Origin of the sequence: Paraburkholderia sp. Cy-641, from assembly GCF_011752945.1 — a bacterium.
Taxonomy (GTDB): Bacteria; Pseudomonadota; Gammaproteobacteria; order Burkholderiales; family Burkholderiaceae; genus Paraburkholderia.
On the sequence record NZ_VWWM01000009.1, the window covers coordinates 78,694 to 93,830 of the forward strand.

Genomic DNA, 15,137 nt, shown 5'->3' on the forward strand with positions numbered 1-15,137 from the left:
CCTCGGGTCGAAGTCCCCTCAAGAGGCCCCTTCATGCTCGCTCACGCATGTTCACGCATGCTCACCACGCCCAGCGCACGCCGGCGTCGCCGCCGATCACGCGCTGATGCTCGCCACCGAGGTTGGTCAGATAGCTCGCGGTCACGAATACGCTGCCGCGCTTCGTCAGTTGCGCGACGACGCCCACGCCGACCTGCCCCATGGTCTGCCCCACCGGCGTACCCAGCGTCGTCACGCCGCCGAAGGTGGTCTTGTCGTCGGCGCCGAACGAGCGCAGCACGTTCATGCGCAGATACGGCTTCCAGTTGACGCCGTTCGCGTCGAATGCCCATTGCAGGCGCGCGCCGAGGCGGCCGAGGAAGGTGTTGCCGTTATTCCAGTTCACGTCCGAGACGCCGTCGTTGAACCGGCTCAGCCCGAGCCATTGCCACACCAGCTGCGCCTGCGGCTCCAGCGTCACGCCTTGCGCCAGCGCGATCGGCAAGCCCGCTTCGAGCGAACCCGTAAACGCGTTGCCGTCGGTCGAGCCGCCGATGCCGTCGGTCGAATGGGTGCGTACCGTAAGCGCGCTGCCCATCGCGACCGCATCGGTGTACCAGCCGCCCGCGCCGATGTGCGTCCAGTAGGCGCCGAGGTTGTACGAATTGACCTGCAGCGAGCCGGCATCGTAGTCGTACTGCTCCAGCGCGAGGCCGTTCACGCTGCCCACCGCGCGCGCGAAGCCGAGGAAGAAGCCATAGTGATTGCGCGAGCCGTCCGCGCGGGTGTCCGCGTAGAGGTCCTGGCCGACCTGCATGCCCCACACCGAGCCGTCGAACGAGGGCTTCACAGTGCCGCCCTGCGCGATATTGCTGTACGCCCCCCACGCGCGCGCCCATGCAGCGGGAACGCGGCCGTTTTCGGTCAGCAGGCCCTGCTCGCCCTGGCGGTCGTGGAAGGTGTCGATCTGCAGGAGACCCAATTGACGTGCCACGCTCGGCGCTTCCGTATAAAGCGGCACCTCGGTGCGGTAGACCGGCGTGCCCTCTTCGGCCTTGTCGACCTCGTCGACGATCGACTCCGGCGTGCCCGGCGCCGTGGTGATCGGCGGCTGGGTGGCTTCCGGAATCGTATTGCGCAGATACCAGTTGTCGCCCGTGCCGGCGCTGACCCCGCCTCTCGCGAGGTAGTACTCGTAGGCCCCCGCCTTGACGGTCCCGCCCGCGAGCGAGAACACGTTCGCGCCGGTGGTCGCGCCGTTCGCGGCCTGCACGACCTCGATGCCGTTGGCGAGCGTCTCGCCGCCCGGGCCGCCGACGTTCGTCACGTTCAGCGTGCTCGCGCCGCTTGCCGTGCCGCCGCTGATGACGAGCCGGTCCGAGGGCGCGCCGTCGCCCGCCAGATAGGTGTTCAGTGCGATCGCCCCGTTCTGGCCGACATAGTTGCCCGCCACGGTCAGCGTATTGCCCACGCCGCTGCCGCCGAGCCGCACGAGCCCCGCATTGGTGAGATTGCCGTTGATCTGGAAATTGCCGACGGGGCCGCTCGCGAGACTGGTGATTGCATTCGCCACCGCGATCGTGCCGTTGTTCGTGACGTTGCCGTTCACGCCGCCATAGCCGCCGAGCGTCGCGCCCGCCGCGACTGCGACCGGCCCGCCGCCCGACAGCAGCGCGGCCGCATTGCCCGCGTCTCCCACGACCAGCGTGCCCGCGTCGACCTGGGTGCCGCCTGCGTAGCTGTTGGCGGCGCCATTGAGCGTGAGCGTGCCGGTGCCGAGCTTCGTCAGCGAGCCCGCGCCCGTGATGTTCTGCGCGATCGTGGACTGGAACCCCTGGGTGTCGATCGTGCCGTTGTTCGCGGTGATGGACAGCGCGCGGCTGGCCGCTGGATCGAAGCTGGCGCCGAGTTGCAGCGTGCCGCCGTTGAGCGTCAGCGCGCCCGTTGCTGCGCCCAGTGCATTGTCGGCCGCGACGGAGAGCGTGCCCTGAGTGATCGTCGTGCCGCCCGAGTAGGTGTTGCCGCCCGCCGCGGCGGGTGCGAGCGTCAGCGTGCCCGCGCCGGTTTTCTCGACCGCCCCCGTCCCGGAGATGAGCCCGGTGTAGGTGCCGCCGCTGTCCTGCTGGAAGCGCACGAGCCCGTTGTCGGTCACCGAGAGCGGCAGGTTCGCCGCATTCGCCTGCAAGGTCGCGCCGCTATCGACGGTCGCGACGACCGTGGCGGTCGTCGTGCCGAGCGTGCCGGTCAGGTTCAGCGTGCCGCTCTGCACGAGCGCGGTCGCGAACGTGCCGGTGCCGGCCCACGTCCAGTCGGTGCCCGCCATCGTCAGGCTCTGGTAGTTCACGAACGCGTTCGACGCGGTACCGCTGCCTTGCAGCTGCACGGTATTGGCGCCGCCGCCGCCATCGGCCGTGCCGATGATCTGCGAGCCCGTTTGCAGGATCAGCGAGTCGTTGCCGTTGCCGTTCTTGATGGCCGTGCCGCCGCCGCCCTGAATCAGGCCCGCGTTGGTGATCGTCGTATTGCCGTTGGTCGAGCGCACGCCGATACCGTTGTCGCTGATGATCTGGCCGCCCGCCTCGTTCGTGATGGTGGCCGTAAACGAGCTGCCGATCGTGTTCGACACCACCGCGTCGACGTTGCCGCTGCTCGATGCCGTGCCGGTGGTCCGAATCGTGCCGCTGTTGACGAGCGTATCGTTGTTGCCCTGCATGTAGACCGAAGTGCTGTCCCTGCCCGAGGCCGTCAGCGTGCCGCTGTTGTTGATGGTGCCGCTGCCGCCGAGCAATGACGCCGCGCGCGCGTTGCTGCCCGAGGTCGTCACCGAGCCGGTATTGATGAGCGTATTGCCCGACGCGCCGGTATTGCTTTGCCCCCACGCGGCCGTCATGCCGTACGAGTTCGCGCCGCTCGTGGTAATCGTGCCGTTGTTGACGAGCGTGTTGTTGTCGCCGTTCGCGGCGATGCCGTCGTTGTACGCGCCCGTGGTCGAAATGACGCCGCTCGCGCCGTTGGTAATGGTATTGCCGCTGCTCATGCCGATCAGCATCGCGCCGCGATTCGCGACGCCCGTGCCGTTACCCGACAGCGAAAGATTGCCGTTATTGGTGATCGAACTCGACGTATCGACGGAAAACGGCGTGGCCGTGCTGGAGAGCACATAGCTGCCGCTCGCGGTGCTATCGAGATTGATCGTGACATTGGTGCTGCCCGTCATCGCCACGACGGACGGCACGCTCGCGCCGCTACAGGCGATGGTCGCATTGCTCGACGGCGACGTGTTGGGCGGCGAGCACGCCGCCCACGCGTAGACCGGCATGCCGCCGGCCAGGAACGCGCCACCCCACAGTCCCGCACTCCACACGTTGCGTTTCATTCTTCTTGTCCCTGAAGTTGAATATTTTGGCTTCCGGTTTATAGCATCCACTTACAAGATCGCAGGATGCGTAACGGATTATTCGTAAAATATTTCACCGTTGCAAATTTGTCTCTTTTTTTTGGCTCGCCAATCTGCTAGCTCGATGCCTCGGAGCCGGTGGCGTTCGGCGGGACTGTTTGAAAACCGCTGGCGCGGCCGATCCGGCGGGGCTCGGTGGTTGGGGCGTGAGCGGGCCGTGTCCGGGTTGTCGTTGCGTCTTGACCCCTTAAAAAATCCGGGGCGCATGTGGCGTCGTTCACGGGCTGTTGTATTTCGATTGAAAATCCCGTTTTAGAACCCGAATCTAAAAGGCGAATTCAACATTCGTCGCCCTTTAATCCGCCGCGCCATTCACGGTTCCACGGCGGCCTTCAGCTTCAGCAGCGCCTGATCCCATTGCTGCGAAATCGCGTCGAGCGCGCGCCGCGCCGCATCGAGATGCGCGGACTCGAACGCCCACAGGCGCTCGCGCCCTACCTTCACGTCGCGCACGAGGCCCGCGTCGGCCAGCACCTGCAGATGCTGCGTGACCGACTGCCGTGTGATCTCGGTGCCGGCCGTCAGTTGCGCAATCGACATCGCGCTGCCCGCGCACAGGGCGGCGAGCAAACGCAGACGCGTTTCGTCGCCGAGCGCCGCGAACACCGGCGCGCAGTTGCGCAGCGTCGCGGCCTTGAGGCCCGGTCTATCGAGGCCCGATCGCGCCGGCGTGGCCTTAGCCTTGGGCGACATGTCGTTCGATATTGCCCATCTGCTGCGTCCAACCGCCGTCGTTCAGACGGAACGCTGCCTCGCGACGCGCGAGCGGCAATCGATCGAAGCCCGATTCGACGACGCGCAGCAGCGTGCCGGAGCCGACCTCGCTCAGATCGAATTCGACCAGCGTGGTCGGCTCGGGGGTGTAGTCGACGGCCATATCGACCGCGGCCGGATGCCAGCGCCACGACAGATGATGCTCGGGCTCGACGCGTTCGACGAACACGTCCATGACGAGATACTCGTAGCCCGGATAGGTGATGTGCCCTTGCACGGATTGTCCGGCGACGAACTGCTTGCCGGTCAGATTCACGCCAAACCATTGGCCGAATTCCTCGGCGTTCGAGAGCGCGCGCCAAACGCGCGAGCGCGGCGCATTCAGCAGAATCTGTTTTTCGATGCGATCGGTCGATGAGTTCATATGCAGCCTCCTGACTGCATATTAGAAACACGACCCGCGATATGCAAGTGTTTGGCTGCGCTTTTTTTGAGGCATCGCCATGAGAGTCTGCATCGGAGCAGGCCCTTTCCCGGCGCACGTTTCTCGGCACATTTCTCGGCGCGTTATTCGGCGACGTGCGCGTGCATGACGCCCGTGTGCATCGACCAGGCCATCCACGGCCGGCGCAGCGCGACGATCGCGAGGAACGCACAGGCGGCCAGCGCGCCGAATGTCGCGAAGCCCATCTGATAGCTGCCCGTGCTTTCCTTGGCGATACCCATCACGACCGGCAGATAGAAGCCGCCGATACCGCCCGCCGCGCCGACGATGCCCGACATCAGGCCCGTGCGGCCCGCCCAGCGATGCGGCACGAGCTGGAACGTCGCGCCGTTGCCGAGCCCGAAAGCGACGTACAGGCACAGCAGCAGCGCGATGCCGCCGGCGAGCGACGGCATCGCGGCGGCGAACACGAAGTCGCACACGGCGATGATCGCGAGCAGCACGGTCAGCGCGCGCACGCCGGACACGCGATCGGCGATCAGTCCGCCAAGCGGACGCACCATCGCGCCGGTCGCGGCGAGCAGCGCCATGAACAGACCCGCGTCGATCTTGCTCAGCTGATAGAGGCTCGTCAGCAGCAGCGACACATACGAAGACATGCCGACGAAGCCGCCGAACGTGATGCTGTAGACAAGCATGATGACCCACGTATCGCGCTCGCCGAGCACCGAGCGATAGCGCTTCGGCAGCACCGCGATCGCGAGCAAGGCGCCGATCACCGGCAACAGCAGCACGCCGCTCTTGCCGGCGCCGAACAGCCCCGCTTCGACGAACAGCACGAGCACGATCAGGCCGACGAGCGTCGCCGCGAAGCTGCCGAACGCGCGCAGCACGCTGCCGCTCTTGACGCCCGCGTCGTTGGCCCAGAAATACAGCGTGATCGCGGCGATCGCGAGCAGCGGCAAGGCACCGCCGGCGGCCATCTGCCAGCCGTAGCGCGTCGCGAGTTGCGGAAACAGGAAGCCGTCGAGCACCGCGCCGATATTGCCGGCCGCCGCGAGTCCCAGGACGAGCCCCTGCACTTTCGGCGGATAGTTGCTGCCGGCCATCGGCAACGCCACCGCGAAGCTCGCCCCGCCGACGCCGAGGAACACGCCGAGCACGAGCAGCATCTCGTACGACGGCACCGTTTGCAACGACGGCAGCACGAGCGTCGGCACGGCCGAGAGCAGCACGCCCATCAGCGCAATGCGCTTGCCATGCGCGGACTGATAGAGATTGCCGAGCGTCACGCGCAGAATCGCCGCCGAGAGCACCGGCACCGCGACGAGCAGGCCCTGTTGCGCGGGCGTCATCGCGATGCTTTTGCTGATGAACGGCGCGAGCGGTCCATAGAGTACCCAGACGGTAAAGCCGGTGTCGAAATACAGGAAGCAGGCAACGAGTGCGCGCCAGTCTCCGCTTTTAAGAGAGTTCATCACGTTGTTCATCAGAGATCCTTATCAAACTGATTGCCTGTCGTCGAACGATCGGATTCGTTGCAGCGCGCGTCGATATGCGCGAGCTGCTCATTCCGCCGTCGCGCATGAATATGCAAGCCTCATGCCATGTGTGCCGGCGCGCTTGCGTCACGCTTCATGGCGCAGCGCGATCAATACACGTCGCGGGCGTAACGCTTTTCACGCGTGAGGCGGCTCACGTATTCGAGCGCCCTCTCCTCGCTCATGCCGCCGTGCGTCGCGATCACGTCCTTGAGCGCCGCGTCGACGTCGCGCGCCATCCGGTTCGCGTCGCCGCACACGTAGAAATGCGCACCGTCTTCGAGCCATGCCCACAGTTGCGCACCGTGCTCGCGCATGCGGTCCTGCACGTAGACCTTGTCGGCCTGATCGCGCGAGAAGGCGACGTCGAGTTGCGTCAGCAGGCCGCTCGCGCGCATCGCTTCGAGTTCGTCGCGATAGTAGAAATCGCTTGCGGCATGCTGCTCGCCGAAAAACAGCCAGTTGCGACCCCGGTCGCCGCGTGCGCGCCGCTCGTGCAGAAAGCCGCGAAACGGTGCGATGCCGGTGCCGGGGCCGACCATGATCGCCGGCGTGCCGGCCTCGCGAGGCGGCCGGAAATGCGCGGATGTCTGCACGAAAACAGGCACGTCGGTCTCGTCGGCGCGGTCCGCGAGAAACGTCGACGACACGCCTTTACGATGCCGCCGCCCATTGCTGTAGCGCACCGCCGAAACGGTCAGATGCACTTCGCCCGGATGCGCTTTCGGACTCGACGCGATCGAATAGAGCCGCGGCTGCAGGCGTTTGAGCACGCTCGTGAGTTCGGTTGCCGTGAGGCTCACCGGAAACTCGTGCAGCACGTCGGCAAGCTGCTGTCCCCATAGCCATTGCTTGAGATCGGCCTTGCGCGCGGGCGTGAGCAGATCGCGCAGCGCGCCGTCGCGGCTGCGCGCGGCGACAAACGCAAGCGCTTCCGGGCTCGGCCGCGCGATCTCGTAGTGCCTCGCGAGCGCATCGGCGAGCCGCATCTCGCCGAGCCCCGCGACCTGTACCGGCGCTTCCCGCGGCAGGCCGCTCAGCGTCAGCAGTTCGTCGACGAGCTCGGGGCAGTTGCTCGGCCACACGCCGAGCGCATCGCCGGCTTCGTATTCGAGGTTCGCCTCGGCGGTATGCAGCGACACGTAGCGCGTGTCCTTCGCGGCGCCCTGCCGGTTCAGGCGCAGATTGCCGACGAGGCGCGAGGCGGCCGGCCGCGCTTTCGTCGGCACGATGCCCGGCACCACCGCGTTGATCATGCCGCCCGGCGGCACCGCATGCAGCGCCGCGTCTTCTTCCTTGATGCGCGCGATCACGCGTTCGAGCCACGCATCGGCCACCTCCTGGTAGTCGGTATCGCAATCGACGCGCGCGGCGAGACGCAGCGCGCCCTGCGCGGCGAGCCTTTCGTCGAGCCGGCGGCCGTGGCCGCAGAACGGGTCGTAGTTGCGGTCTCCAAGCGCGAGCACCGCGAAGCGTACGCCATCGAGCTTGGGAGCCGTGTCGGCCTGCAACTGCGTCCAGAAGTCCTGGGCGTTGTCGGGCGCGTCGCCGTCGCCGAATGTGCTTGTCATCAGCAGCACGTATTGCGCCTTCGCGAGCGTCGCGAACGGATAGTCCGCCATGCACGCGGTGCGGATTTCGAAGCCTGATTCCATCAGACGCGTCGCGTAGCGCTCGGTCAGCGATTCGGTGTTGCCGGTTTGCGAGGCCCACAGCAAGGTGACCTTCGGACGCGCGCGGACGATCCGTATATTGGGCGCGCCGGCTTCGCGCGGTTCCGCGCCCCGCGTCGCCGGTGCGCTGCCGGTCAATGCCGCGGACGAAGCGGTGTTCGTCATGCTGCGGCTATAAAGACCGGCGAGCAAACCGTCGACGTAACATCGCTTCGCGCTGTCGAACGGCGCGCTGCCCGGCAGCACCGGCACGCTCTCGATGCCCTGCGCTTCGGCCGAACGCAAGCCGCTCACGAAGCCGGCCAGATACGCATGCTCGGCCTCGCTGAGCGACGGCGCCGGCTCGGGCCGCAGTTGCAGCAGGCTCGTGAGGGCTTCGATACGGGGCATGGGTAGGTCCTTGGCGCTGGCGGTCGGCGTTGCTGTGTGTGCATCCGCACAGGCTTCGGCAGAGGCATCGGCAGAAGTCTTAGTAACGGCCTCGGCGCGGCGCTCGAATGCGTCCGCAACGTCATCGGCGCTGACCGGAACCGTCACCGGACTCAACGCCACCGCGCAGCATTTCAGTTCGGGTTGCTGAGAAATCGGGTCGGTCGCATCGTTCGTGACCGCGTTGATGCAGAGGTCGTCGCCGAATACGTCGTTCCAGTGCATCGGCGCGAAGCACTGGCCCGCGCTGACGCGCTCGGTCACGACGGCCGGCAGGACCGCGCGGCCCCGGCGCGAACGGATCTCGACCGGGTCTTTCGCGCGAATGCCGAGCGCGGCCGCGTCGTCGGGATGAATCTCGACGAACGGACCCGGGTTCAGCTTGTTGAGCATCGCCACCTTGCCGGTCTTCGTCAGCGTGTGCCATTGATGCTGCACGCGGCCCGTGTTGAGGACGATCGGGAATGCGTGGTCCGGCAATTCGGCCGGGGGCGCATAGGTCCGCGCGAAAAACTTCGCCTTGCCGCTCGCGGTCGGAAACGCGAGACGTGGATAGGTGCCATCGGCGGCGAGCCGCAACGTTTGGCTCACACCGTCGTTCAGATAACGAACCGGATTGCGCGAGTCCGAATCTGCGGAAGCCAGCGGCCACTGCAGCGGCGTGTCCTTCAGGCGGCGATGGCTCGCGCCGCGCAGGTCGTAGCCGGTTGCCGGATTCGACGCGCGCGCGATCTCGTCGAATACTGCGTCGGCGCTCGCATAGGTGAACGCATCGGCAAAGCCCATTTCGCAGGCGACGCGCGCGATGATCTGCCAGTCGGGCAAGGCCGCGCCCGGCGGTTCGAGCGCCTTCTGCATCAGCGTCAGATTGCGCTCGGAATTGATCATCACGCCTTCGGCCTCGGCCCACAGCGCGCCGGGCAGCAGCACGTCCGCGTAACGGTTGGTCTCGGTGTCGAGGAACGCGTCCTGCGCGATCACGAGTTCGGCCGCACGCAGACCGGCGATTGCGTTCTGCCGGTTCGCGAGACTCGCCACCGGATTCGTGCAGATGATCCAGCACGCCTTGATCTCGCCCGCCGCCATTCGCGCGAACAGGTCGATCGTGCCCGTGCCCGCGTCGGGTTTCAGCGTGCCCGGCGCAATGTCCCAGAGGTCTTCGACAAACGCGCGGTCCTGCGCGACGAGCGCCGAGCGCTGCCCCGGCAAACCGGGCCCCATGTAGCCCATTTCGCGGCCGCCCATCGCATTCGGCTGCCCCGTCAGCGAGAACGGTCCGCTGCCGCGCCGGCAGATGCGCCCGGTCGCCAGATGCAGATTGCAGATCGCGTTCGTGTGCCAGGTGCCGTGCGTGCTCTGATTGAGGCCCATGGTCCAGCAGCTCATCCACTCTTGCGCCGCGCCGATCATCTGCGCCGCACGGCGGATGTCGTCGGCCGCGAGGCCCGTGATGCGCGCAACGTACTCCGGCGTGTAGTCGGCGAGAAACGCGGGCATCGCGTCCCAGCCTTCGGTGAAGGCGTCGATAAACGCGGCATCGGTCGCGCCGTTTTCGTGCAGCAGATGCAGCAGGCCGTTGAGCAGCGCGAGATCGGTGCCGGGCTTGATCCGCAGAAACAGATCGGCTTTCTCGGCGGTCGCGTTGCGGCGCGGATCGACGACGATCAGCTTCGCGCCCGCCTTCACGCGATCCATCATGCGCAGAAACAGAATCGGGTGACAGTCGGCCATATTCGCGCCGCTCACGAAGAACAGGTCCGCGTGATCGATGTCGTCGTACGAACCGGGCGGCCCGTCCGCGCCGAGCGACAGCTTGTAGCCGCTACTCGCGCTCGCCATGCACAAACGCGAGTTCGACTCGATGTTGTTGGTGCCGATAAAGCCCTTCGCGAGCTTGTTGACGAGGTACTGCGCTTCGAGCGACATCTGTCCCGACACGTAAAACGACAATGCGTCGGGACCGTGTTCGTCGAGCAGGCGACGCAAGCGCGCCGCGGTGCTGCTGAGCGCCTGCGCCATCGGCAACGGCACTGGGTCTTCGCCGCGCGCGCGGCGCACGAACGCGCCTTCGAGGCGGCCCGATTGACGCAGCGCGATGTGCGCCGACTGCCCTTTCGTACAGAGCCGGCCGAAGTTGGCCGGATGCTCGCGGTCGCCGGAGATCTTCACGACCTGGCCGTCCTCGACGTGCAGCACCATGCCGCAGCCGACGCCGCAATACGGACACACGGTTTTTACGTTGGTGGCGGACATGCGCGAATTCCGCGTCAAACCGCGACCCACACCTGGCCGTTTTCGACGCGCGCGGCGAAGGCGCTGACCGAATACGACGGCGTCTCGATGCACTCGCCCGTGCGCAGATCGAAGTGGTGCTTGTAGATCGGCGACGCCACGACGATGCGCTCGCCGACACTGCCGACCAGCCCGCGCGACAGCACCGCCGCATGCGAACCCGGATCGAAGTTATCGATCGCGTAGACGGTGCTGTCGTCCGCGCCGTCGTCCACGTGAAAAACCGCGACCTGGGCGCCGTTCACCAGGGCGCAGACGCCGGTGTTCGGCACGATGTCGTCGAGTGGGCAGATCGCGGTCCAGGGGCGCGGCAAACAGTCGTTTTTCATGGCTCGGGTCCTCGTTGAAAGATCGTCGAACAAGCGGGAAAGCTACGGGAGAACAGCGGGCGAACAGTAGACAAACAGCGGAATAACAACGGAACAGCAGCAGCGGCGCCGTCAAACCGTCTCGGCAACCACCGGAATAACCGGCCTCTCGCCGAGCCGCGTCTGCCGCTCGGCTTGCGTCGCCGGCCGGATCTGGCCGCGTTGCTCGACGAACGCGACATGGCCGTCGGCTTCGCTGCTGTTGACGAAATGGCGAAAGCGCTTGCGCGTCTCGGGATCGGTGACAGCCTTCTTCCATTCGCATTCGTAGGTGTCGATCACGTGCTGCATCTCCGCTTCGAGTTCGGCGGCGACACCGAGGCGATCGTTGACGATCACGTCGATCAGATAGTCGAGCCCGCCTTCGAGGTTGTCGCGCCACACGCTCGTGCGTTGCAGACGGTCGGCGGTGCGCACGTAGAACATCAGGAAGCGGTCGATATAGCGCACGAGCGTCGCGTGATCGAGGTCCGCCGCGAGCAGTTCCGCGTGGCGCGGTTTCATGCCGCCGTTGCCGCACACATAGAGATTCCAGCCCTTCTCGGTCGCGATCACGCCGACGTCCTTGCCCTGCGCTTCTGCGCATTCGCGCGTGCAGCCCGAGACGCCGAACTTGATCTTGTGCGGCGCGCGCAGTCCCTTGTAGCGATTCTCGAGTTCGACCGCGAGGCCGACCGAATCGCCGACGCCATAGCGGCACCACGTCGAACCGACGCACGACTTCACGGTGCGCAGCGACTTGCCGTACGCATGGCCCGATTCGAAACCGGCCGCGATCAGCTCTTCCCAGATCGACGGCAACTGCTCGACGCGCGCGCCGAACAGATCGACGCGCTGGCCACCGGTGATCTTCGTATAGAGGCCGTATTTCTTCGCGACCTGGGCGACCGCGATCAGGCCGTCAGGCGTTACTTCGCCGCCCGCCATGCGCGGCACGACCGAATAGGTGCCGTCGCGCTGGATGTTGGCGAGGTAGTAGTCGTTGGTGTCCTGTAGCGACGCGTGCTCCTTCTTCAGCACGAATTCGTTCCAGCACGACGCGAGAATGCTCGCGACGACCGGCTTGCAGATATCGCAGCCGAGCCCGTGACCGTGCTTCGCAAGCAGCGCGCCGAAACTGCGCAGACCCTCGACGCGCACGAGGTGATAGAGCTCCTGGCGCGAATACGGAAAGTGTTCGCAGAGGTGGTTGTTGACCGCGAGCCCCTGCTTCTTCATCTCGGCTTTCATCACCTGCGTAACGAGCGGCACGCAGCCGCCGCACGACGTGCCCGCGCCGGTCGCGCTCTTCAACGCGCCGATATCGGCCGCGCCCGCGCAAACGGCCGCGCACAACGCGCCCTTCGAGACGTTGTTGCACGAACAGATTTGCGCGGCGGCCGGCAAGGCCTCGACGCCGAGTGCCGGTTTCGCGTTGCCGTCCGCTTGCGGCAGGATCAGGAATTCGGGCGCGTCAGGCAGCTCGATGCGGTTCAGCATCATCTGCAGGAGCGTGCCGTATTCGCTCGCGTCGCCGACCATCACCGCGCCGAGCAGATGCTTGCCGCAGCCGGACACGACGAGCTTCTTGTAGATCTGTTTGCGTTCGTCGCTGAACTGCCAGGTGCGGCTGTCCGGCGTATTGCCGTGCGCGTCGCCGATGCTCGCGACGTCGATGCCCATCAGCTTCAGTTTGGTACTCATATCGGCGCCCGCAAAGGCGGCGGCCGTGCCGAGCAGTTGCTTCGCGACCACGCGCGCCATCTCGTAGCCGGGCGCGACGAGCCCGAACACCTGGCCGTTCCACAGCGCGCATTCGCCGATCGCATAGACGTGCGGATCGCTCGTGCGGCAGGTATCGTCGATCGCGATGCCGCCGCGCGCGCCGAGTTCGAGCCCGCAGGCACGCGCGAGATCGTCGCGCGGACGGATGCCCGCGGAAAACACGATCATGTCGGTGTCGAGATGGCTGCCGTCCGCGAACTGCATGCGATGCGTGCCCGCTTCGCCGTCGACGATCGCCGTGGTGTTCTTCTGCGTGTGCACGGTCACGCCGAGGTCTTCGATCCGGCTGCGCAATACGCGCCCGCCGCCGTCGTCCACCTGCACCGCCATCAGACGCGGCGCGAATTCGACCACATGCGTTTGCAGGCCCATGTCGCGCAGTGCCTTCGCGCATTCGAGACCGAGCAGCCCGCCACCGATCACGGTGCCCGTCTTTGCGCGCGCACCGCATTCGCGCATCGCTTCGAGATCGTCGATGGTTCGGTAGACGAAGCAATCGGCGCGCTCGCGGCCCGGCACCGGCGGCACGAACGGATACGAGCCCGTGGCGAACACGAGCCGGTCGTAGGGCAGCGTTTCGCCACCGGCGATCGTCACCGTGCGCGCGTCGCGATCGACCGCGACGACTTGCGCGTCGAGCTTCAGGCGGATGCCGTGGCGCTCGAAGAAACCGGGCTCGACGAGCGAGAGATCGTCGGCGGTCTTGCCCGCGAAGAATTCGGACAGATGCACGCGATCGTAGGCCGCCCGCGATTCCTCGCCGAGCACCGTGATATCGAGGCCGTGCGCGCCGTCCCGCGCGAGGCATTCGACCAGCTTGTGGCCGACCATCCCGTGACCGATAACGATGATTTTCATGAGCGCGATGTCCTTGGGTAGCTGGCGAGGCTTAATGCAAAGACTGTGCCAATCGCGCGAAACCTGCGCTCAAGGTGCGTTTGAGCACCGTGCGGTGGGACTTTGCGCCGGATCGGGCGTGTCCGGAAGAATGTGCTGAGGCGATGCGTTCCGAGGCGGCAAAGCACAGCGATGGTGCGACGCAGCACTGTGCGCGTGCGCGATACGAGCCTGCATGCGGGGGGAGTCAGGGCGAGTTCCGGGAGCGAGCACGGGCTTCGGCAGCCCGGCAATCTCGTTGTGATGCGGATCGGTGACGCAGTGGGGAAAAGTAGCGGGCGACCTACCGGCTGCTCGATGGGGCATGCATTGACGCCACGCTCATGCAGTCAACAGCAGCGGCAGCGACCGCACATGCACATGCACATGCACATGCACATGCACATGCACATGCACATGCACATGCACATGCACATGCAGTTAGAAACACCTAGCCATCCCGCACGGGTTCAACCGGGCAACGCTGATCGCACCGCTCAATCGCCAAACCCCAACTCCGCCTCGATCCGCTGCCCGACCCGCAGCCATGCGCCGCTGCCGCTCGCGACGAGCGCATTGTTGCCGAACGTGACCGCGCCGTCGAAGCGCGCGCTGCCGCGATAGCCGAGCATCGTATCGGTCGGCTCGTTCGGCCAGTCGGGATCGGGCGCGCCGCGCGCCTGATCGATGGTCGGCATCGGGCAGCGCGTGCATAGCTTGACGAGCCGCAACTCGACGCCCGCTTCGCCGTGCGCCTGCGCCTCGGCGCTTAGCGTCTCCACATAGTCCTCCTCGTAGGCGTCGAGTCCGTCGAGCACGATGTTGGGCCGAAAACGGTCGATCCCGATCGACGGCGCGCCCTTGCCGTTCAGGCGCGCATTGAGGTCGTCGAGCGAGGCCTGGCCGACCACCAGCAGCGGAAAGCCATCGGCGAACAAGGTCGTGGCGCCGCCGACGCTCGCGGTGTAATCGCCATCGACGCTGCGCTCGCGCGCCGGATCGAAGCGCAGGAGCCGCGCGGGCTGCCCCAGAAAGGCCGTAAACCACGCGGCGGTTTGCGCACCGGTGTCGAGGCCGTAGACCGCATCGCGCCACACCACGGTCTCGACCTTCGGCGCGGCGCCAAGCCGCGCGGCATCGAGCGGCGTGCGCAACTCGCTCATGCCGGGCGTGCGAATAATCAGTTCCTGCGCGCCGATCTCGACGCGAATCAGCGCCATGCGCGGATACGCGCGCTGCGTGAGCATCGCGCCGTGCGGGTCGGTGACCATCCAGCCGCGGTCGTATTCGAGGCCCGTCGCGAACAGCCGCGCCGCGTCGAGCGCAATGCCCGCGCAGGATTTGATCGGATAAACAAACAGTTCGCGGATGGTCGGCATGATCGGTACGGCGCGTGAAAAGCGCGTTTTTAAGGTCGAGAGGCGATTGTAAGACGCCGCGCATGCGGGCTTCCAGTAGCGCCGAAGCCGGTGTGCGTCGTGTGCGGGAGACCGGGGTTGTCGGGCGCGGCGCCGGCGGCTTGCCTCGCGCCCAGTGAAGCCGCCGTATCGCCCCGGCGCGCTTGGACGTAAAATCCCCGGGCATCACGCGCGCGGGAAG

At 66.3% G+C, this 15,137-nt stretch carries 8 protein-coding genes; all 8 read right to left on the minus strand.

Annotated elements, in window-relative coordinates; genetic code table 11:
• Window positions 1-61 precede the first annotated feature (61 nt).
• The 8 genes from F3J20_RS07370 to F3J20_RS07405 all read right to left on the minus strand — a co-directional run bounded on the left by F3J20_RS07370 (window position 62) and on the right by F3J20_RS07405 (window position 14,917).
• Window positions 62-3,355, minus strand: a complete 3,294-nt coding sequence (locus tag F3J20_RS07370; RefSeq protein WP_167282825.1) for an autotransporter outer membrane beta-barrel domain-containing protein — start codon at window positions 3,353-3,355, stop codon at window positions 62-64.
• A gap of 393 nt (window positions 3,356-3,748) precedes the next feature.
• Window positions 3,749-4,129, minus strand: coding sequence for a metalloregulator ArsR/SmtB family transcription factor (locus tag F3J20_RS07375; protein WP_167282827.1), 381 nt, complete (start codon window positions 4,127-4,129; stop codon window positions 3,749-3,751).
• Window positions 4,113-4,574, minus strand: coding sequence for an SRPBCC family protein (locus F3J20_RS07380; RefSeq protein ID WP_167038172.1), 462 nt, complete (start codon window positions 4,572-4,574; stop codon window positions 4,113-4,115). Before F3J20_RS07380 ends, F3J20_RS07375 begins: the two co-directional genes overlap by 17 nt.
• Before the next feature lie 143 nt (window positions 4,575-4,717).
• Complete coding sequence (locus tag F3J20_RS07385; protein WP_167282829.1) at window positions 4,718-6,085, minus strand: MFS transporter; 1,368 nt, start codon at window positions 6,083-6,085, stop codon at window positions 4,718-4,720.
• A gap of 161 nt (window positions 6,086-6,246) precedes the next feature.
• Window positions 6,247-10,491: a bifunctional nitrate reductase/sulfite reductase flavoprotein subunit alpha gene (locus tag F3J20_RS07390; RefSeq protein ID WP_167282831.1), complete on the minus strand. Its 4,245-nt coding sequence runs from the start codon at window positions 10,489-10,491 to the stop codon at window positions 6,247-6,249.
• 14 nt (window positions 10,492-10,505) lie between these two features.
• Window positions 10,506-10,859 (minus strand): nitrite reductase small subunit NirD, encoded by a 354-nt coding sequence (gene nirD / locus F3J20_RS07395; RefSeq protein WP_167038178.1) that lies wholly within the window; start codon window positions 10,857-10,859, stop codon window positions 10,506-10,508.
• A 111-nt stretch (window positions 10,860-10,970) separates the two neighbouring features.
• On the minus strand, window positions 10,971-13,520 hold the full coding sequence (nirB, locus tag F3J20_RS07400) for a nitrite reductase large subunit NirB (protein ID WP_167282833.1): 2,550 nt from the start codon (window positions 13,518-13,520) through the stop codon (window positions 10,971-10,973).
• 515 nt (window positions 13,521-14,035) lie between these two features.
• Window positions 14,036-14,917, minus strand: a complete 882-nt coding sequence (locus F3J20_RS07405) for an MOSC N-terminal beta barrel domain-containing protein (protein ID WP_167282835.1) — start codon at window positions 14,915-14,917, stop codon at window positions 14,036-14,038.
• Window positions 14,918-15,137 lie beyond the last annotated feature (220 nt).